19 protein-coding genes and 1 riboswitch are annotated in these 19,665 nt (G+C 32.9%); of the genes, 8 read left to right on the top strand and 11 right to left on the bottom strand.

The genetic code is table 11. The features are described from left to right. Nucleotides 1-42: 42 nt before the first annotated feature. Both GBO31_RS21600 and GBO31_RS21605 read right to left on the bottom strand, forming a co-directional pair. Nucleotides 43-1,074: a FecCD family ABC transporter permease gene (locus tag GBO31_RS21600; RefSeq protein ID WP_219010605.1), complete on the bottom strand. Its 1,032-nt coding sequence runs from the start codon at nt 1,072-1,074 to the stop codon at nt 43-45. Then, complete coding sequence (locus GBO31_RS21605) at nt 1,075-2,214, bottom strand: ABC transporter substrate-binding protein (protein ID WP_219010608.1); 1,140 nt, start codon at nt 2,212-2,214, stop codon at nt 1,075-1,077. Nucleotides 2,215-2,301: 87 nt separating this feature from the next. Between GBO31_RS21605 and GBO31_RS21610 the strand changes: the two genes are divergently transcribed. Continuing rightward, complete coding sequence (locus GBO31_RS21610; RefSeq protein ID WP_219010609.1) at nt 2,302-2,949, top strand: diphthine--ammonia ligase; 648 nt, start codon at nt 2,302-2,304, stop codon at nt 2,947-2,949. Nucleotides 2,950-2,955: 6 nt separating this feature from the next. Here GBO31_RS21610 and cobC read toward each other — a convergent pair whose 3' ends face one another. The 5 genes from cobC to GBO31_RS21635 are packed head-to-tail and all read right to left on the bottom strand — an operon-like array spanning nt 2,956 to nt 6,125. Beyond that, nucleotides 2,956-3,474 (bottom strand): alpha-ribazole phosphatase, encoded by a 519-nt coding sequence (cobC, locus tag GBO31_RS21615; protein ID WP_219010611.1) that lies wholly within the window; start codon nt 3,472-3,474, stop codon nt 2,956-2,958. Beyond that, the gene (locus GBO31_RS21620) at nt 3,456-4,220 is read right to left on the bottom strand and encodes an adenosylcobinamide-GDP ribazoletransferase (protein WP_219010612.1); all 765 of its coding nucleotides are present in this window, start codon (nt 4,218-4,220) and stop codon (nt 3,456-3,458) included. Before GBO31_RS21620 ends, cobC begins: the two co-directional genes overlap by 19 nt. A 25-nt stretch (nt 4,221-4,245) precedes the next feature. Then, complete coding sequence (locus GBO31_RS21625; protein ID WP_219010614.1) at nt 4,246-4,578, bottom strand: hypothetical protein; 333 nt, start codon at nt 4,576-4,578, stop codon at nt 4,246-4,248. 4 nt (nt 4,579-4,582) lie between these two features. Then, nucleotides 4,583-5,620, bottom strand: a complete 1,038-nt coding sequence (cobT, locus tag GBO31_RS21630; RefSeq protein ID WP_219010616.1) for a nicotinate-nucleotide--dimethylbenzimidazole phosphoribosyltransferase — start codon at nt 5,618-5,620, stop codon at nt 4,583-4,585. Nucleotide 5,621: 1 nt separating this feature from the next. After that, entirely contained in the window at nt 5,622-6,125 is a 504-nt protein-coding gene (locus GBO31_RS21635) for a bifunctional adenosylcobinamide kinase/adenosylcobinamide-phosphate guanylyltransferase (protein WP_219010618.1), read from the bottom strand. 83 nt (nt 6,126-6,208) lie between these two features. Next, nucleotides 6,209-6,461: riboswitch (cobalamin riboswitch) on the top strand. Nucleotides 6,462-6,539: 78 nt separating this feature from the next. Here GBO31_RS21635 and GBO31_RS21640 point away from each other — a divergent pair. Continuing rightward, a complete protein-coding gene (locus tag GBO31_RS21640) occupies nt 6,540-8,492 on the top strand; it encodes a TonB-dependent receptor plug domain-containing protein (RefSeq protein ID WP_219010619.1) in 1,953 nt (650 codons plus the stop codon). A gap of 81 nt (nt 8,493-8,573) precedes the next feature. On the opposite strand, the gene GBO31_RS21645 is transcribed toward GBO31_RS21640, so the two are convergent. Then, nucleotides 8,574-10,013 carry a S41 family peptidase gene (locus GBO31_RS21645; RefSeq protein ID WP_219010620.1) on the bottom strand — a complete coding sequence of 480 codons (1,440 nt, stop codon included), beginning with the start codon at nt 10,011-10,013 and terminating at the stop codon, nt 8,574-8,576. Nucleotides 10,014-10,151: 138 nt separating this feature from the next. Between GBO31_RS21645 and GBO31_RS21650 the strand changes: the two genes are divergently transcribed. The 4 genes from GBO31_RS21650 to GBO31_RS21665 all read left to right on the top strand — a co-directional run bounded on the left by GBO31_RS21650 (nt 10,152) and on the right by GBO31_RS21665 (nt 12,369). Then, nucleotides 10,152-10,661, top strand: a complete 510-nt coding sequence (locus tag GBO31_RS21650) for an RNA polymerase sigma factor (RefSeq protein WP_219010621.1) — start codon at nt 10,152-10,154, stop codon at nt 10,659-10,661. Beyond that, the gene (locus tag GBO31_RS21655; RefSeq protein ID WP_219010622.1) at nt 10,648-11,136 is read left to right on the top strand and encodes a hypothetical protein; all 489 of its coding nucleotides are present in this window, start codon (nt 10,648-10,650) and stop codon (nt 11,134-11,136) included. The genes GBO31_RS21650 and GBO31_RS21655 overlap by 14 nt, the downstream gene beginning before the upstream one ends. A 46-nt stretch (nt 11,137-11,182) precedes the next feature. Continuing rightward, entirely contained in the window at nt 11,183-11,713 is a 531-nt protein-coding gene (locus GBO31_RS21660; protein WP_219010623.1) for a DUF4252 domain-containing protein, read from the top strand. A gap of 98 nt (nt 11,714-11,811) precedes the next feature. After that, the gene (locus GBO31_RS21665; protein WP_219010625.1) at nt 11,812-12,369 is read left to right on the top strand and encodes a DUF4252 domain-containing protein; all 558 of its coding nucleotides are present in this window, start codon (nt 11,812-11,814) and stop codon (nt 12,367-12,369) included. A 155-nt stretch (nt 12,370-12,524) separates the two neighbouring features. Here GBO31_RS21665 and purB read toward each other — a convergent pair whose 3' ends face one another. The 3 genes from purB to GBO31_RS21680 all read right to left on the bottom strand — a co-directional run bounded on the left by purB (nt 12,525) and on the right by GBO31_RS21680 (nt 15,450). Then, complete coding sequence (gene purB / locus GBO31_RS21670; RefSeq protein ID WP_219010627.1) at nt 12,525-13,868, bottom strand: adenylosuccinate lyase; 1,344 nt, start codon at nt 13,866-13,868, stop codon at nt 12,525-12,527. Between the two features lie 309 nt (nt 13,869-14,177). Further along, nucleotides 14,178-14,729 carry an adenylosuccinate lyase gene (locus GBO31_RS21675; RefSeq protein WP_219010629.1) on the bottom strand — a complete coding sequence of 184 codons (552 nt, stop codon included), beginning with the start codon at nt 14,727-14,729 and terminating at the stop codon, nt 14,178-14,180. Nucleotides 14,730-14,772: 43 nt separating this feature from the next. Beyond that, the gene (locus GBO31_RS21680; RefSeq protein ID WP_219010631.1) at nt 14,773-15,450 is read right to left on the bottom strand and encodes an SIR2 family NAD-dependent protein deacylase; all 678 of its coding nucleotides are present in this window, start codon (nt 15,448-15,450) and stop codon (nt 14,773-14,775) included. A gap of 419 nt (nt 15,451-15,869) precedes the next feature. On the opposite strand from GBO31_RS21680, the gene GBO31_RS21685 reads away from it, so the two are divergent. Continuing rightward, on the top strand, nt 15,870-16,613 hold the full coding sequence (locus GBO31_RS21685; RefSeq protein WP_219010633.1) for a LytR/AlgR family response regulator transcription factor: 744 nt from the start codon (nt 15,870-15,872) through the stop codon (nt 16,611-16,613). Between the two features lie 1,493 nt (nt 16,614-18,106). Further along, nucleotides 18,107-19,665 (top strand): tetratricopeptide repeat protein (locus GBO31_RS21690; protein ID WP_219010635.1); only part of this gene is annotated, 1,559 nt, incomplete at its 3' end.

A 19,665-nucleotide genomic window follows, 5' to 3' on the forward strand; every position in this document is an offset into this window, starting at 1 on the left:
ATTTTTATTTTCGGTATCAGTAGATTCTATCTCCATAATCACTTAAAATAACATTTTTCGTTTTCTAACTAATAACCATATCACAACTGGAGCACCAATCAATGAGGTGATAGCGTTGATTGGTAAGGTGTATTCGGTTCCTGGAAGTTGCGAAATCGTATCACAAATGAGCATGATCATACTTCCAATTAGCATAACCGCTGGAATCAAGGTTTTATGGTCAGAGGTATGAAATAATTGTCTGGTAAGGTGAGGAACAGCTAATCCAATAAATGCAATAGGTCCGGCAAAAGCAGTGATACTTCCTGCCAATAATCCAGTCGCTAAAATAATTAGGAAACGACTTTTTTTGATATTTAACCCAAGACTACGAGCATAGTTTTCTCCTAATAATAGAGTGTTTAAAGGTTTTATAGAAAAAACAGCTAGTATCATTCCTGCGATAACAATTATTGTGAAAATTAAAACATCCATCCAAGATAAATTTCCTAAACTACCAAATCCCCAAAAAATATATCGTTGTAATTGTTCGGCTGGAGCAAAATAGGAAAGTACGCTCACAATGGCAGCTGTAATACTTCCGAACATTAATCCAATAATCAGTATAGCCATAGTATCTTTTACTTTCACGGAAACAATCATTACCAATAAAAGTACTAAAACGCTTCCCAAACTAGCTGCAATTACCAATCCCCAATTAGATACTAAAAATAATGCTGTTGTACCACCAATAAGAGCACTTCCTAAAATTAATAATGCTACACCAAGACTTGCTCCAGAACTAATCCCTAAAACAAAAGGTCCTGCAAGTGGATTCCTGAATAAAGTTTGCATCAGTAAACCTGAAACGCCCAATCCGCTTCCTACAATAACTGCAGTTATTGCTTTTGGTAATCGATAATCAATGATAATATGTTTCCAGGATTCTTTTCCTGGAATACCTCCAACTAAACTCTTTAAGGTATCCATCCAAGGAATCAATACAGAACCAAGACTTATATTAGTTACAAAACATAGCAACAGTACTATGGTAATGATAAGAAAAACACCTTTGTATGATTTGCTTGGGGTCAATTAATTTAGTTTTTCAAAAAAATAAGGTTCGTAATCTTTTAATAATTCTGGGTGCGCAATTTGGATAATATCTTTTAGAATCAAATCTGGGCGCATAGGTCCTAATTCATAATAGATCAAACCTCCTTTGGCACCGGTTTTTAACGTAGAAGAATATACGGCTTTATTTTTAAAAGCTTCGAAAAAAGTATATCTATTGTTTTTTTCTTGAAGTTCCTTTAAGGATTTAGAAGATCCAGAACCTATCCAAAGTTCAGCGTTTTGAGCTTTTTCCAAAACACTTTCAAAGTTTAAGGCGATACTGCCGGTTTTCTTTGTTTCCTGCCATAAATAATTGGTATTAGCATCTTTTAAAAATTGAGCAACATAGCTATCTCCTCCAGGAACATACCATACATCTTTAAACATATTTCCCGATAAAACCGTTGGCGATTTTCCAGTATTCTTTGCTAGAGCAGCAGCTTTGTTGTAATCCTTTTCTATTGTTTTAAAAATACTATCAGCTTTTTTTTCTTTGCCATAGAAAGCAGCAACAAATTTTATCCATTCTGCACGTCCCAGTGGATGTTGTTCCATCCAAGAACCATTCATTACTACCGGTATTCCTGTTTTTTCCAATAGATCATAGGTTTTGGTATCACCAGTTGCTGAATATCCAATAATCAGTTCTGGAGCAAGTTCTAAGGTGAGTTCTGTGTTGAGATGTCCATTATTACCTAATTCTAATATCGAACCATTATCGATCAAAGTTCTAGTCTTTTCAGAAGAAATATAGTCACAATGTGGAAACCCGATTAACTTGTTTTCTAAACCTAAATACTCTAACATGGGTATATCTGTTGTGGAAGTAACAACAGTTTTTTTTACAGGAATTTCTATATAAGAAGCTTTTCCTGGTATGCTTGGTTTTTGTGTTCCCTTTGGAAAAAGGACATAGGTGAATGTACTTTTAGCATCTGGCCAAGGAGAAGTTATTTTAATTTCTTTATAAGCGTCTTTATTTTCAATAGTAAAACCTGTAGCATATGAGATTTGCTGGTCAACAATTTCCTGACTAATTACTGGTTTAGCCTCTTTTTTTTCTTCCTTACAAGATATAAGAAAGATGCATAGTATGGCTAGAAAACAAACTCTGTTCATGAGATTTCAATTATTTGCCAAACTTCGATATATTTTTTGAAATCTTGTTATGATTTACCGTTAATTTGTGAAAGTTAATTTTTAGATATGTCTTTTTTGTGTTCTTGGAGCGGTGGAAAAGATAGTTGTTATGCAATGCATATGGCTATAAAGAATGGAGCTCAACCTACTGTTTTATTAAATGTACTTAATGAATTTGGAGATCGATCTCGATCTCATGGAATCCCAAAGGAAGTTTTAAAGGCACAAGCAAATGCTATGGAGTTGCCAATTCACTTTTTTGAAAGTACTTGGAAAGATTATGAACGACTATACATTCAAAATTTAAAATCACTGTCAAAGGAATATGACTTACAATCTGCTGTTTTTGGAGATATTGATATCCAATCACATCGTGAATGGGAAGAAAAAGTGGCTCATGCAGCAAATTTAGAAGCAATATTACCTATTTGGCAACAGCCTAGGAAACAATTGGTATTGGATATGATTGATTATCATATTGAAGCGATGATTGTTTCTTGTAACCAAACTTTAGGGCCAGATTTTTTAGGAAGAACTATTGACCGAGAACTTGTTAACGAATTAGAAATGTTAGGAATTGATGTTTGTGGAGAAAATGGAGAGTATCATACCCTAGTGGTAAATGCACCATTGTTTAATGAAAGACTAAATGTGAAAGTTGTGGGCAAAGAAACATCCACTAATTATAATTTTGCTATTTTGGAATTAGTTTAGTTTGAGTTAAATTTTGACAACTTCACCATAGTCTAATTTAAAACCAAAAGAATCTTTTAAAGCTATATTTTGTAGATAAGATACTAATGCTCTTATGGGACCAGCATGGGATACAATAATTATTTTGTCATCAGAATTTGGTTGTAGACCATTATAGAAATCCAAAATTCTTTCCTGTAACTTGATGTAAGATTCACCATTCGGAACTTGAACGTTTACAAAATCTTCCATCCATGGATCAAGGGTTTCTTTTGAAATTTCATCCCATTTTTGTAGTTCCCAGTCTCCAAAATCTAATTCAATTAGTCTAGTATCAAATGCTATCGGAAGTTTAAAAGTTTCGGCTAACAATTTACAACGTTTTAGAGGGCTGCTATAAACTTTTGTTATTTCTTTTACTGGGACTTGAGTATGAATTTCAGCTACTTCAGTTTCAAAAGTGTTAGCAACGTCCAAATCACTTTGTCCGTAACAAACTCCTTTTTGGATATCAGGAGTAGTATGTCTTACCAAATATATTTCCATAATCCTATAATACTTAGATAAAAAACAACTTCACTTAATTKCTGAACGGCACCAGCACAATCACCTGTTTGACCTCCAATCCATTTTTTAAATTTTGCAGCTAAAAACATTTTAGAAAGATACATAGGTATTATGGATATAAATAGTAAAGGATTTAAAAAAAATAGGAGAGGGGTAATTCCAAAAACACCACTAATGATTAGCATACCTAAACTCATACTTTTTGCAGCAGGTTTTGCTTTACTATCTTCTGTATCTCTAACGTACGGATGTGTATAAATAAGAGTTGTTGCAATGAATCGACTCAAACTATGTCCAGAAACTAATACTAAAGGAATGTACACAGTTTCAATTTCTCTTAATGCTGAAAATTTTATCGCCAATAATAATAAGATTCCAATTGTGCCATAGGTTCCTAATCTAGAATCTTTCATGATAAGAAGAATTTTTTCTTTGGTCCAACCACCGCCAAAACCATCACAAACATCTGCAAAACCATCTTCATGGAATGCTCCAGTTGCATAAATGGTACTAAACATTGATAGTAGCAATGCTATTTCTTTAGAAAACAGAAATGAAGATCCGTAAAACACCAGTGCTGCAATACTGCCCACTAAAATACCTACAAGAGGGAAGTATTTAGAGCTTTTTCGTAAGTATTCAGGATCATGATTTACCCATTTAGGACAAGGAATCCTTGTAAAAAACATAAGAGCCGTAAAAAATATATGAATTTCTTTTTTCATTATAGGATCTCTTAGTGATTTATAATCAATTGACTATGGGTATTTCATTTTGAGAAAAGTACTTCCAAAAAGGAATAAAAACAGCAATAAATAGTAGGATTGATAGTATTATTCCAACAATTCCGATTTTGTTTTTCTTTAAAATAGCAATCGTACCTAGATACAAACTTAGTAAAGAAATACTAATGGTTACCATCTTGAATAATCTTGTAAAAGAAATAAGATCGTCGATGAAAATGAAACGTGTTTCTTTTCCTGTAATCAGGTTGTTTTGTATTTCATACATTTTAAGATGGTACTTATACATAAAGAAAAAACCAACAAGAGCAATCAATATGGATAAGATACCTTTTTTCACCTAGTTAAGATTCTTGGGTGTTTACAGAAGCTTCTTCAAAACTAGCCATATTATTTAAAAAAGCTGCGGCAGATTCTAGTATAGGATATGCTACTGCTGCTCCAGTACCTTCACCTAATCGCATTCCAAGATCTATTAGAGGTTTTCTTTCGAGATAATCTAACATTTTAAGGTGACCTTGTTCTTTAGAAGCGTGTGCAAAAATGCAATAATCTAATACATTTTCATACATATCATTAGCAGCCAATAGCGCGGCAGTTACAATAAACCCATCAATAAGAATAGTCATTTTTAGTTCAGCTGCTTTAAGAATACCTCCTGCAATCATGGCTATTTCAAAACCTCCAAAAGTAGCTAGTGCTTCGATTGCTGATGTAGGTTTATGCTTTTCAAAAACTGATTGAAGGATCATCTTTTTCTTCTTTTTAGCATCTCCTTGTATTCCTGTTCCAGAACCTACACATTCTAGAATTGGCAATTTCGTAAAATGTGCCATTAGCAAGGCCGAAGAAGAAGAATTTCCTATTCCCATTTCTCCAAAACCGATAATATTACTTCCTTCTTGATATACATCGGTAACCAAAGATGCTCCTTTTTGCAATGCCTTCTCACATTGTTCTAAGGTCATTGCAGGTTCTTCTTCATAATTTTTAGTACCATTGGCAATCTTAGCATCAATAAGACCTTCAGCATTATTGAAATTATGATTTACTCCAGCATCAATGATTTTTAAATTGATTTTATTCTGATTACAAAAAGCATTGATAGCAGCACCTCCGTTTAGAAAGTTGTATACCATTTGTTGCGTTACTACCTGTGGGAAAGGATTAACTTCTCCTTTCTCTGCAATGCCATGATCTCCCGCAAAAACCAAAATCGTAGGATTATTGAATTTAGGAGTGTTGGTTTGTTGTATCAATCCTATTTGTAATGCTATTTTTTCTAACATACCCAAAGATCCTACGGGTTTTGTTTTAAGATTGATTTTATGCTGAATAATATTCTCTAAAGATTTATTTAGAGGAGCTATTGTAAAATTCATATTATTTTATTTTTACCGGTATACCAGATACCATTAGGATCGCTTGATCCGCATATTTTGCAATGTGTTGATTCATCCAGCCTTGAAGCTCTGTAAATTTTCTTCCTATTTTTGTTGTAGCATGAACTCCCATTCCTATTTCGTTAGAAATAATAATAATATTTGCATCAATTGTTATGAGTTTATCAAATTCTTTTTTTGCTAAATTAAGGGAAGTTTCAACATCACTTTTCGTATCCATAAAAAAATTAGTGAGCCATAGTGTGACACAATCAATAACTACTGTCGTATTTTTTTTGACAACTTTGGACAATTCTTTTTCCTCTTCAATAGAGGTCCAACTGTCATCTCGATCAGCAATGTGTCTATCAATACGTTTTTGGTGATTCTCATCCCAAATTCTGGAAGTCGCTATATATATGGGTTCTTTAGAAAGTTCTAACGCAAGATTTTGTGCATAGCTACTTTTTCCAGAACGTTCACCACCGGTGATGTAATACAACATTTTTTAAAGGCTTTAGAGAGTGTAAAGATACTAGTATTATCAATTTATTTGTTAAAGTAGATGCATTTTCATAGAAATATAATACATTCGCGCAGAATTTTGGTTTTGATACGCCATACTGGCGTTGATAATTAAAAGGGAATCAGGTGAATACATGTCTTATTCGTGTTTTGAATTTGAAATGAATAATTCCTGAGCTGTTCCCGCAACTGTAAACTTAGTCCGCCTCAGGCGGATGCTTGTTGTTAATTCTTTTAACCACTGTCCGCCTCAGGCGGATGGGAAGGTAAGCAGCAAGACGTAAGCCAGGAGACCTGCCATCGTTCAATATGTCAAACTTTCGGGATAGAGGTTTTGGTATGGGTAAACTACATACTTTTTTCCGGTAATTGTAAACAATAAGTCATTTAGGAAATGAACAAAAAAGTGTTTTTTGGGGCTGCATTATTATTTGTAGGGTCTCAAGTTGTTTCAGCGCAAGAAGCAACAAATGAAGAAAAAGTAAATGAATTAGAAGAAGTGGTGATCTCTGATTCAAAATTCAATTTAAAAAGAGAACAAAGTGGAAAAGTAATTACTAAAATTACTTCAGAAGAACTTGAGCGAAGTCAAGGGCAATCTGTCGCTACAGTTTTAAACAGAGTAGCTGGAGTTTTTATTAATGGTAGTAATAATGCTGCAGGAGAACCATTGGGTGTATCGATTCGAGGTGGTAGAAATAGACAAGTAGTTATCAGGGTAGATGGAGTAACTGTAAGTGATCCAACATCTTCTGCAGGAGATTTTGATTTACGTTTATTATCTACCAATCAAATTGAGTCTATAGAAATTTTGAAAGGAGCTTCTAGTACGTTGTATGGATCTGGAGCGGCAACAGCAGTAATTAATATTACGACAAAATCGGAAAGCAAAAAAACTATTGCTGCACAATTCTCTTCCAGTATTGGAACAAATCAGTCTCAGGATGATCAGGATTATGATGTTAATGAATTTGTGAACTTTGCGTCCATCAATGGAACGGTTGGTAAAGTAAGTTATTTAGCAAGCTTATCGCATCAGTCAACAGATGGGTTATCTGCAGCAGAAAATCCGTTGGAATCTACTACAGGTGAAACATTTGAAAGTGATGCATACAATAAGTTTAATGTATACGCTAAAGTAGGATATAAATGGAATGATAACTTTAGATTCCATTTCTTTGGAAACCTAGATCAGTACAAAACTGAGTTTGATGGTGGTGCAGGATTGGATGCAAATAATCAGTTTGATAGTCGACAATTACGAGGAGGAACTTTCTGGGAAGCCAAGTATCCTAATGGAAGCTTTACTTTTATAGACAGCTATGCATTAGTAGATAGAGAGTTTATATCTAACTTTCCCACAAAATATGAAGGTAAGATTTATACTTTTGATGCATATAATAAATATAATTTTAAGGAAACATTATATACAGTAATTGGAGCGAACGGTTCGTATAGTGATTTTAATTTGTTTAATATTCCGTTTGGAAGTGATGATCTTGAGCAAACTATTAATGATAATGAAGCGGACTTCGATATTATTGATCCATATATCAATTTAGTATATGTTTCTAAATTCGGTTTAAATGTAAACGCCGGAGGAAGATTAAACATTCATAGTGCTTACGGAAATCATTTCGTGTATAATATAAATCCATCATTTACCTATACTTTTGGGGGAAATTATGTAAAAGGATTAGCTTCTTATAGTACCGCGTATATTACACCATCCTTATTCCAATTATATGATACAGCTTTTTTCAGTGGAAATCCTGATTTGGAACCAGAAGAAAGTACAACAATTGAAGGAGGGATAGAGTTCTCGCATCAGAAAAAAGCTAAGATTAGTGTCGTATATTTTGATAGAAAATCTGAAAATTTTATCACTTTTGATCCTAATACTTTTGTGAACTTTAATTCTCCAGAGGATATAGAAGTTAATGGAATCGAGGTAGAAGCAAGTGCTGAATTGCTAGATGATAAACTTTCCATCAATGCTAATTATACATATACTAATATTGATAAATTAGAAAACAATATCAGAATTCCTGAAAATACTTTGCAAGCAACAGTAGGGTATCAATTGACATCCAAATCATTTACATCACTAAGCTACCAATTGAATAGTGAAAGAAATGACACATTCTTTGACCCTGTAAACTTTACTTCAGAACCGGTTGAATTGGATGGGTATGGAATTTTAGATTTTTATATCAGTCATCAATTAATGGATAACTTTAGTATCTATGCAGCAATGAACAATATTACGAATGAGGAATATCAGGAGGTGTTTGGATTTAGTACAAGAGGACGAAATGCTAGAATAGGATTTAATCTCACATTTTAAGTATTGTAAAAAGAACAAGCAATAAAAAAACTCAAGTCGATCATGACTTGAGTTTTTTTATTTATATATGAATATTATTCGTTATTCTTTCGTTTTATCTTTGATAGTAGTATACATTCTTTGATAATTAGGAAGTTTCATTTTACTTTCTCCAACCATTTCTAATTCTAAATTGTTGTAGTTAAAGGCTGTTCTATTCCCTAAAATATTATCAATTGCAGCTTTTAGTAATGGCTCATTAGGATCTCCTAAAACTCCTAAATTAGAAAAGTCTTCAGCAACTTCTATTTCGGGAACAAATCCTGCAAAATAATCTGTAAAACCAACAGAGTTTAAAGACCTTAATACCAAAGGTTGCATAGCATATGTATGACCTGGATTAGCACCATTACGTCCAAAATTATCAGAATCATATAGTGTGATAGATGCCTGAAATTTTCCTCTTGTAGTGGTTCCAACTTGTATTACATTGATATAAGGATCCAAACCATTTATTAATAACTCACTGGCAGAAGCGGAACTTCTACTTGTTAATACATATAGTCTATTTAAATTTAGGCTGTTAATTCCAGCTCCTGTTCTGATAGTACTATCAAACAGATTTGTTCCTCCAAATTGTGGTTGTCTATCTTCATTCCATTCTTCTACAGAGAAAACTTGTCCACTAAATTGTCCTGTAATCATACTTGCTAAATCGATCGCCGAAGTTACAGAGCCACCACCATTGTATCTCAAGTCTAATACAAGATCCGTAACATTTTCTGCGGCCAGCTGACCAAAAGCAGTATTCAATTGTGCATCAAAATCTCCGGTGAATCCATTATACATTATATATCCAACAGAATTTCCACCCACATCTATGGTTTTGGAAATAAACACTGGATTTTCGGTGTATTGTATTTTAGTAAGAGAGATAGAAGAACCCGTTGGTGTTACGTCATTTCCATCAAAAGTTGCTAAACCAATAGTATACGTATCTGGACTTAGTAAAGAACTGAAATTTTGATCAGTAATTTGAGTACCATCGATAGTGTTAAAAATATTTCCTCTTTGTACACCTTTAGTTTCTGCATCTGTTCCTGGTAATACATAACGTACATATCCAAATACATTTGAAGGGTCATTTGGATAACGCACTAAACCAAATTCCATTCCGTTATTTCTTGTAACACCGTCAAACGATTGCTCTAAGGCAACAAAATCATCAACTAAAAAACTAAAATCATCAATAGGAATTCCGCTAGCTGCATCTACTTCTTTTGTTCTCAAATCAAAGAAAATAGCTTCAGGAGTAGAAAAACTACTTAAAAAATTTGTGTACTCTTGATTTGAAGTAAATCTGTCATTAGCTAAATCATCAACATCTGACTTATATAAATAAAAAGTATTCATCCCTTTCCAGATAAAATCATTTATTTCTACAACACCTGATAAACCTGGTACATCATCATTATCATCAAAACAGCTGGTAAGTATACTCCCCAAAAGTAATACCACAACAAAATACTTTACAATTTTCATAGACTTTTTTTATTTAGATAACCCTAAAAATAGGGACTTTATTATAATTTTAAAAAATTGTGTAACAAATTATAGGTATAGTCGTCTCCCTAATATAAAGCTAACATAAGTAGCTTTGTAACCACCAACCAACGAAATATGAAAGAAAGAGCATTTATATCGCTTACTAATGGTTTTAAAGACAAGCTGTACAGGTTGGCTAAACGATTGTTGGTGAGTAATGAAGAAGCAGAAGATGCTACGCAGGAAATTTTGTTAAAGCTATGGCGGAATAAGTCGAAAATGGCTGAATATAAAAATGTAGAAGCATTTGCAATGACGATGACTAAAAATTATTGTTATGATAAGTTGAAAGCGAAGGAAACTGGAAATTTAAAAATTGTACATAGCAATTATAAAGATGAAAGGCCTTCATTACAAAGACAAGTTGAAGCAAAAGATAGTCTGGAGTGGGTAGGAAAAATTATGGATGGTCTACCAGAACAGCAACGAATGATCATTCAGTTACGAGATATAGAACAATATGATAATGCCGAAATTGCTGAAATGTTGGAGATGAATGAAACGGCAGTTCGAGTAGCATTATCAAGAGGAAGAAAAACAATACGACAAGAATTATTAAAAAAACACAATTATGGAGTTGGCTAACATAGAGAAATTACTGGAGAAGTATTTTGAAGGAGAAACGACCCTTTCTGAAGAAAAAGAATTAAAGGTTTATTTTACCGGAGAAAGTGTGCCGTCGCATTTGGAAAGATACAAGGATTTATTTCAGTTTTTTTCTGATGAGAGCCAAGTAACTGTAAGTTCTGAAGTGAATCTAAAAACCAATACTTCCAAAGTGCCTTGGTATACCTGGATAGGAGTGGCAGCATCAATAGCTTTAATTGTGGGGCTATTTATCAAAGACATTCCTGCTGGAGCTGATCCAGAAGGAGTATATGGAACTTATGATGATCCAGAGATTGCATTACAAAAAACCAAAGAAGCCCTCAATTTGGTAGCTCGTTTAATGAATGAGGGTAAAAAGGAATTAGTATACCTGAATGAATTTGATAATGCCCAAAAAGAATTGGTGTATCTCAATGAATTCGAAAATGCTAAAAATAAATTGATAAAATAAACACGAATACTATGTTCCCAATAGGGAGTCTTAAATTGAATTAATTATGAAAAAGTTTGCAATTATATTAGTAGTAGCATTAGCACCATTCATCTCTATTGCTCAAAGTAATTTTGATAAGTATGAAGATATGAGCGAAGTATCTTCGGTGGTAGTGACTAGTAAAATGTTTAAGCTATTAGCTAAAATGGATTTAGAAAGTAACGATCCAGAAGTAAAAGAATATATCAATCTAGTAGAGAATATTAAAAACATCAAAGTATTTGCTACCGAAGACAAAAAAATCGGAAAGCAGATGAAAGCAGATGTACAAAAATATCTTAGTAATACTTCACTAGATGAATTAATGAGAGTGAAAAGTGATGGTAAAAATGTAAAATTCTATTCTAAACCAGGCAAGAATGATAATTTTGTAACTGAACTTTTTATGTTCATGGAAGGAATGGAAAGTGAAGGAGGACCAGATACTGTAGTGCTTACTATTACCGGAGATATAGATCTTAGACAAGTTTCTAAAATTGCCGATCACCTAAATGTTCCTGGAGGTGAGGAGCTTAAAAAAGTAAAGAAAAATTAAACTTATATAGAAGATTAGTTTAAGTTACACAAGCTTCTTTAGATCAATGATCTGAAGAAGCTTATCATCAATCAATCAACCAAATAAAACCAATTCAAATGAAAAATATTAGTAAGCTTATTCTTGTACTTTGCGGATTTCTATACATAAGTTGTAGTAATGAGCTGTCTTTGCAAAAGTATTTTATCGATCATCAGGGTGATAAAGATTTTGTAGCAGTAGATCTAGCAACAAGTTTATTAGATGCAAGAACAAAAAAAGTAAATCTTTCTGATGATGAAAGAGCAGCATTAGAAAGTATTAAGAAGGTTAATTTTCTAGCCTTACCTATTAAAGAAGAAAAAACTGAGACCAAAACAAGGTTTGAAGAGGAAAAAGCTAAGATCAATTCTATTTTGGATGCTGAGAAGTATGAAACCTTGATGCGTTTTGGTTCTAATGGAACCAAAGCAGTATTAAAGTTTGAAGGAGATGAAGATGAAATCGATGAGATGATCGTTTTTGCTTCTAACAGTGATCGCGGTTTAGCATTAGTAAGAGTCTTAGGTGATGATATGAAACCTGCTAATATTGCTAAATTGATGAATGCTATCGATAAAGGTAATGTAGATATAGGTGCTATAAAAGATATTATAGGAGAAGTTAATATTGACTAAATCCCATAATTCTGTAAATAAAAAAAGCTTTGACAATACGTCAAAGCTTTTTTGTTTTCTAAGAATATAGTAGTGATCAGTATATTTTTCAATTAATTTCCATCAACCATCAACCATCAACCATCAACCATCAACCATCAACCATCAACCATCAACTATATTCCAGTATAATTCGAAGGAGTAATCACTTTCAGTTCAGATTTAATAGCATCAGAAACCTCTAGTGTTTCGATAAAATCAGCAATCGAATTCTGATTGATAGCTTCATTCGTTCTTGTCAAACCTTTCAATGCTTCATATGGATTTGGATATCCTTCTCTTCTTAAGATAGTTTGAATAGCTTCAGCTACTACAGCCCAATTATTTTCTAAATCTTGAGCAAACTTCTCTTTATTCAGTAATAACTTGCTTAATCCTTTTAAGGTAGCTTGAAAAGCAATAAGTGTATGTCCAAATGGAACTCCCACATTTCTAAGTACGGTACTATCTGTTAAGTCACGTTGTAATCTACTTACAGGTAACTTAGAGGCTAAATGCTCAAATAATGCATTAGCAATACCAATATTTCCTTCACTATTTTCAAAATCAATAGGATTCACTTTATGTGGCATAGCCGAAGATCCAACTTCGCCTTTTTTGATTTTTTGTTTAAAGTAATCCATAGATACATATGTCCATACATCACGATCTAAATCTAGAATGATCGTATTAATACGTTTCAATCCATCAAACAATGCAGCCATATGATCATAGTGTTCAATCTGTGTAGTTGGGAAAGAATGGTGTAATCCTAATTTCTCTTGTACAAAACGAGTTCCGAAATCTTTCCAGTCAATATTTGGATAAGCAACTTTGTGTGCGTTGTAATTTCCAGTAGCACCACCAAATTTAGCTGCGCTTGGAATATCATTGAGTAAATCAAACTGAGCTTCTAGTCTAGTAACGTATACCTGAAATTCTTTTCCTAAACGAGTAGGAGAAGCTGGTTGTCCGTGCGTTCTTGCTAACATCGATACACCAGACCATTCTTCTACTAAAGATTTAAGTTTTTCTAGTAACTCCATATATTGTGGAATATATACATCTCCAATAGCCTCTTTAATACTTAAGGGTATTGCAGTGTTATTGATATCCTGAGATGTTAATCCAAAATGGATAAACTCTTTATATGCTTGTAATTCAAGATTGTCAAATTTTTCCTTGATAAAGTACTCAACTGCTTTTACATCATGATTGGTTACTTTTTCAATATCTTTTATAGCCTGAGCATCTTTTGAAGAAAACTCTGTATAAATGGCTCTTAATTTTTCAAAAACTGAAGTGTCAATAGACTGTAATTGCGGTAAAGGTATTTCACATAAAGCGATGAAATATTCGATTTCTACCAGTACGCGATACTTGATTAAAGCTTCTTCGCTAAAATAAGCGCTTAATGATTGTGTTTTAGAAGCATAACGACCATCTATCGGTGATATAGCTTGCAAAGGAGTTAATGACATAACTTTGTTTTTTTGAAAGCTGCAAAGATAATTTATTTCATTAGTAATTACGAAGTTCGATGTTGGATTTTTTGATTTTGAAATTAGTTGTTAGTCTTTAGCTTTTAGTCCTTAGCTTTTAGTCCTTAGCTTTTAGCTGTTTCTGATTACGGTCACCACCTAACTCCTAATACCTGAAACCCGAAACCCAAAATCCAAAACCAATAACTATTAACCATTAACCATTAACCATTAACCATTAACCATTAACCATTAACCATTAACCATTAACCATTAACCATTAACCATTAACCATTAACCAAAACTTAGCTACAACTTTTTCAAAATCATTCTGGATCTAGCTTTATAAGCCGCACTGCCATCATGATAATTATTCTCGAGTGTGATCTTAAGTTCTGGATGGATCCAATCAAACTCTGTTCCTAATAAATATAAGCTGGTCATAGAATAGGCTTTGGGAGCCACTTTTTGATCTGAGATGAGCCAATCAAAACAGGCTTCAGTAATTTTTTCTCGATATGGTTCTGTCAATGAAGCTTGAACTTTGGGATTTTTTTCTTTGTAATACGCTAGAATGAGGTATTCACAAATTTTGGCCATTGGTCGCACAGCAGGATCCTGATGTACTTTTGGTAATAACTCTGTAAATGAATCTAAATAGGGTAAGATAGTTTCTAGTTTCTTTTTACATAAAAATTCCAATCCCCAAGAAGCTCTACAAGAAATCTCATCATCCACCTGATGACAAATTGCTAATAACTGTGGTAACAATGCTGGATTTTCTAAAATCAGATTGGCAAAATAGTTCCGTTGTTCTCTGGAGTGATTGGTATTTCTAATTTTTTCTTCTAAATTGATCATCGAGATACATATATTATATAGTCTGCCTTTTCAAATAGTATTCTTAACTCATTAACTCTGCTACCACTTTTGGAACACCTATAGTTGCCTTTTCTGCCAAAATGGTCAGATTTTCTTTGGGCGCTATTGCTGGTTTTGGATCTATAAAATAAATAGGAGTGCCTACAGGAGCATATTGTACCAAACCAGCTGCAGGATATACTTGCATAGAAGTACCAATAATCATTAGAATATCTGCTTGTTCCGTAATATGAACTGCTTTTTCTAACATAGGCACTTCTTCACCAAACCAAACAATATGCGGGCGCAACTGTGAATTATGTTCGCAGAGATCCCCTAAAACAAGATCATCTTTCCAATCTAATACTAGATGTTCGTCAAATTGACTACGTACTTTTAATAATTCTCCATGTAAGTGAACCACATTACTACTTCCCGCACGCTCGTGCAGATCATCCACATTTTGAGTGATGATGGTTACCTGATGTTTTTTTTCTAAAGTTACCAATGCTTCATGAGCTAGGTTAGGATTTACTGTATGTAATTGACTACGTCTTTTATTATAAAAATCTAATACGAGTTCTGGATTATTATTCCAACCTATAGGTGAAGCAACTTCCATGATGTCATGACCTTCCCATAAACCATCGGCATCTCTAAAGGTATTGATACCACTTTCTGCACTGATTCCAGCTCCAGTAAGAACAACTACTTTTTTCATTCGTGTGATTTGTTTTTCTAAAACTATTTAAAATATTTTAATCATGGTTTGTTATCTCGTATTATTTTGAAATTAGTTAGGAGTTAGGATTTAGGATTTACAGTTGTAGATAAGTAGGTGACATACATGTAAAATATGACCAAATACCTGTAAAATTTAATTTTTTTGGAGAGGATATACTAAGGTTTGCCTTTTTACGTTTAGAGATTCTAAACCCCCAAAACCGATGACATGCAAATTATTTCGATCAAAGATTTCTTCTTAATCCCTGATATCCTTGCGATTCCGTATTAATATTGCGGTTTTACCGTAACCAAGATATAAGTAAAAATCCTAACTTGTAATCAGTAAATGTGTACAATTTTTTTTGAATACGAACAGTATTTAATAACCAACGCTAACCTTTAATTGTTTACCTCATGAAATACCCTTACATCATTATTGATAATGATCAGAATTCTGCACGCAAAATTCAGATCGCTCTCGAAGATCACAATGATTATATGTGTATTGGAACTGCTGAAAATGAGCAGCAAGCGTTGGACTTGATATTAGAAAGAAAACCAAGATTGGTTTTTCTTGAGCCGGAAGTTCCGGGAGTTCAATCGTCTACCACACAGTATAATCTATTATCAGAACTTACTAAGTATATGACAAGCTTACCCGAGTTTGTTATCATTACGAAGACTACAGACTATGCTATCGAAGGAATACGTAATCGTGTATTGGATTACATTCTGAAGCCATTATCTAAAAGTAGCCTTATTAAAACCGTTCTCAGATTTGAGAAAGACTTTGAAGAGGTATCTGCGGATAATAACACCTTGTGTTTTAAGTCTTATGGAGACTATCGCTTCGTAAATATCGACGAAGTATTGTATCTAAAAGCAGATAATAATACTACCGATTTTATCATGAGCAATGGTAATAAAGTAGAAGCTTTTAAGACATTAAAACATTTTCAGAATTTGTTACCTGAACACTTTGTACGTATCCATAATAGTTACATTATTAATACGAAATATGTATCTAGAATACATTTTGGTAAAGCTAAATGTGCTATTAAGAATACCAGTGATATGATTCCTTTCTCTAAGTCTTATAAGACAAATGTAGAAGAGATCAAAGATACACTAGCCAAGAATAGTATTCTTTATGTGTAGTGAGACTTTGTTTATAAAAGATTGATATATCAGATTTTAATAAACAAATTAACCGAACTACTTCCCAACGAATATTGGGATCTTATTACAGTTTTATTTTTAGTGGAATACAAATAAGATTGTAATACTTAAAAAATTTAGAACGCTAACTAAATTGTAAAACCCCTTTAGTTGGTTATTAAATAAAATAGATTCAAAAAAAATGTACATACTGTAAACTAATTGCTTTTTGTAATATCTAGTAAATGTGTATAAGAGCAGTCAGTTGTTTTATTTATTATAGATCACACAAATATCTTACTTATAATAAAACGCAAGTCAGAACCTCCTCGCCACGGCGAGGAGGTTTTTTTGTTTCTATTATTATGGTTACCGAAGATTGAGGTGTTAGTCTGGGCTTGTCGAAGACTAATAAGATTAGGATGTTAAAAAACACTTCGACACCTGTCCGCCTGCGGAGGAAGCTCAGTGTGGCAAAAAGGAACAAACGATCTTCATAACATTTCCCTCAATCCTGTTTTAAAGAAGAATGTTTATTTATCATATTATATTATAAGAATTTCTACCATCCCGACAACGCTCCAGTTATTCTCTATAATATGTTTTTTTATTTGATAAATTCCCTGTTCTATATGTAAGGTTCTGTATATGAAATGACTAATAAGGTCTGGGGAGTTTTTCTAGTGATTTTGAAACTAAACACTTACAGTATAGTGAGGGAATTTTCTGATCACTTTTTGGGGAATATCTCTAATCCCTTCTTTTTCAAGGAAGAAGCTATGCTAGCGTTTTGAAATATAGCTTCTTAGTTTTTATGGGATTTTTGTTTTTTTTAAGTTTTTTTTAGGTAATTTTTACGGCAATTCCGCTAGTAATCCATTTCTTACATATTTCTTGTTTTTTAAAATTTGGTCATCCACTCGTGTAATTGACCCATCTACACCGTACAGGTATCCATCCACTAAACACACCTTAATATATTAGGCGCGAGGGGGCAATCTCCCTACATTTGTAGTGTACAATTAAGGTTATCAACCTATTACACATTTACTAAAGGATATACAGAGAGAAATCTAAGTATGCCGCTGGCCAGCGAAATCCTTACACAACTGAAACTAACCAAACGAAAGTTTGTTTGTACTGAACAAAAAAAGTTTAGAAAAGGAAAAATTTTAATTAACAAAAAATTACAACCAGAATAAAATATAATTATAAAAGATAAACCGTTATGAAAGCTATAAAAACTATATTCGCAGTATTATTTGTAAGTTCAATGTTCATCGCTTGTGAGTCAGACAGCATTAATGAAGAAGTAGGAATTGAGGAGATGGAGCAATTGGATACTTTAAACAAAAGTGACGAGGAAGAAGATGTTCAGCCAGCAGGATAATCAATAGTAACATAAATAGAATTAAAACGGGATATGAATTTTCATATCCCGTTTTTACAATATTGTAATATATTTAGTAATTTAGAGATTAATTTTAATAGATATGACGTCAGTATTTAGAAAACTTTTTTTGTGTTTTTTAATTTCTTCATTTCTCTTTAGTTGTAATGAACAAAATGACTTGGAGTCTAAAGAGCTAAAATCTAATTTAATTGATTCTAGTATAGATAAGGCTAACGAAAAATCGAAGTTGAAAGAGCAACAATTAAAGGATTTAAATGCTGCGTATGCTATAATTATTTCTTTGGATGAGACATCTCTTAAGGTTAAAAAGCTTCAGAAAATCTCAATAGAGTACTACAAAAGGAAGGATTTCGATAAATTTTTACAACTGAACAGAAAGTCATTAAGTATATCCAAAGAAATATCGGATTCCATTGGTATGGCAAAGTCGTATGGGAATGTTGGTATTTATTATAGGAACAGACAACTTGACAGTGCATATGCAAATTTCTATAAAGCAGATAAAATTTATAGATATTTGGATCAAGGTAATAATATTCCCCTCATTGAATATGCTTTTGACCATGGTAGAACATTAATTGATCTTGCTAAACTATCAAGAAAGGTAAAAGATTACAGCGAAAGTGAAGCATTAACTGTTAGTGCCATCCAAAAATTTGAATCATCAGGTAATTTAGAGTATGTTCCATTGTCTTACAATAACTTGGGACTTATTGCAAGGTATATGGAGCGATATAATGATGCTATTGTTTATCATGAAAAGGCAATAGAATATGCTAAGACAATAGGTAAAGAAAAGTTATATGCGGTTATTGGTAATAATAATATAGGAACTGTTTATGAAGCACAAAAAGAATATCAAAAAGCTGAACAATATTATTTGAAAGCTTTATCTTTTGATGATTTTTTTTTAGATAAGCAAGAAAGATATGCAAGATTACTTCATAATTTGGCATATGCTAGATTTTTAGCAAATAAGGATGATCCGAGTGTTTTAGAGTTGTTCGATAAGTCTTCTAGAATTAGTGATAGTCTAAATGATCAGATCGGTCTTTCTACCAGTAACTTGCATTATTCCGAATACTATCAATTTAAGAAAAACGATAGCTTAGCCAAAATATTTGCACTAAAAGTAAAAGAGGCAGCTCCAGTGGTGCATAATAATGTAGAACTTTTAAAGTCTTATCAACTGTTGTCAGAAGTTTCGAAGAGTAACGAAGCACTAAAGTACGCTCAAAAGCATATTATGCTGAATGATAGTTTGATCAAAGAAGAACGAGCATATACCAATAAATTTGCTAGAATTAAGTTTGAAAGTGATAAAAAGACCGAGGAAATTGCTGCTATAAGTCGTGAAAATCAATATTTGATCTTTGCAATCCTGGGACTATCAGTATTGTTTTTATTAGGATATGTAATCTTTAGACAGCAGCAGAGTAATAAAGAACTACTTTTCGAGCAAAAGCAGCAGCAATCTAATCAAGAGATTTATAGATTACTACTTAGCCAGCAGCTTAAACTAGAAGAAGGTCGTAAGATGGAACAGCACCGTATGTCTGAGGAGTTGCATGATGGCGTATTGGGTAGACTATTTGGAGTGCGATTAAGTCTGGATGGTATTAACCAACGCGCCAATGA

The sequence above is a fragment of the Aquimarina litoralis genome (assembly GCF_019295435.1).
Lineage (GTDB): Bacteria > Bacteroidota > Bacteroidia > Flavobacteriales > Flavobacteriaceae > Aquimarina > Aquimarina litoralis_A.

Coding starts and splice junctions, on each gene's coding strand:
- GBO31_RS21605 (WP_219010608.1), bottom strand. CDS start 2,214: ATGAACAGAGTTTGTTTTCTAGCCATACTATGCATCTTTCTTATATCT.
- GBO31_RS21610 (WP_219010609.1), top strand. CDS start 2,302: ATGTCTTTTTTGTGTTCTTGGAGCGGTGGAAAAGATAGTTGTTATGCA.
- cobC (WP_219010611.1), bottom strand. CDS start 3,474: ATGGAAATATATTTGGTAAGACATACTACTCCTGATATCCAAAAAGGA.
- cobT (WP_219010616.1), bottom strand. CDS start 5,620: ATGAATTTTACAATAGCTCCTCTAAATAAATCTTTAGAGAATATTATT.
- GBO31_RS21635 (WP_219010618.1), bottom strand. CDS start 6,125: ATGTTGTATTACATCACCGGTGGTGAACGTTCTGGAAAAAGTAGCTAT.
- GBO31_RS21640 (WP_219010619.1), top strand. CDS start 6,540: ATGAACAAAAAAGTGTTTTTTGGGGCTGCATTATTATTTGTAGGGTCT.
- GBO31_RS21645 (WP_219010620.1), bottom strand. CDS start 10,013: ATGAAAATTGTAAAGTATTTTGTTGTGGTATTACTTTTGGGGAGTATA.
- GBO31_RS21650 (WP_219010621.1), top strand. CDS start 10,152: ATGAAAGAAAGAGCATTTATATCGCTTACTAATGGTTTTAAAGACAAG.
- GBO31_RS21655 (WP_219010622.1), top strand. CDS start 10,648: ATGGAGTTGGCTAACATAGAGAAATTACTGGAGAAGTATTTTGAAGGA.
- GBO31_RS21660 (WP_219010623.1), top strand. CDS start 11,183: ATGAAAAAGTTTGCAATTATATTAGTAGTAGCATTAGCACCATTCATC.
- GBO31_RS21665 (WP_219010625.1), top strand. CDS start 11,812: ATGAAAAATATTAGTAAGCTTATTCTTGTACTTTGCGGATTTCTATAC.
- purB (WP_219010627.1), bottom strand. CDS start 13,868: ATGTCATTAACTCCTTTGCAAGCTATATCACCGATAGATGGTCGTTAT.
- GBO31_RS21675 (WP_219010629.1), bottom strand. CDS start 14,729: ATGATCAATTTAGAAGAAAAAATTAGAAATACCAATCACTCCAGAGAA.
- GBO31_RS21680 (WP_219010631.1), bottom strand. CDS start 15,450: ATGAAAAAAGTAGTTGTTCTTACTGGAGCTGGAATCAGTGCAGAAAGT.
- GBO31_RS21685 (WP_219010633.1), top strand. CDS start 15,870: ATGAAATACCCTTACATCATTATTGATAATGATCAGAATTCTGCACGC.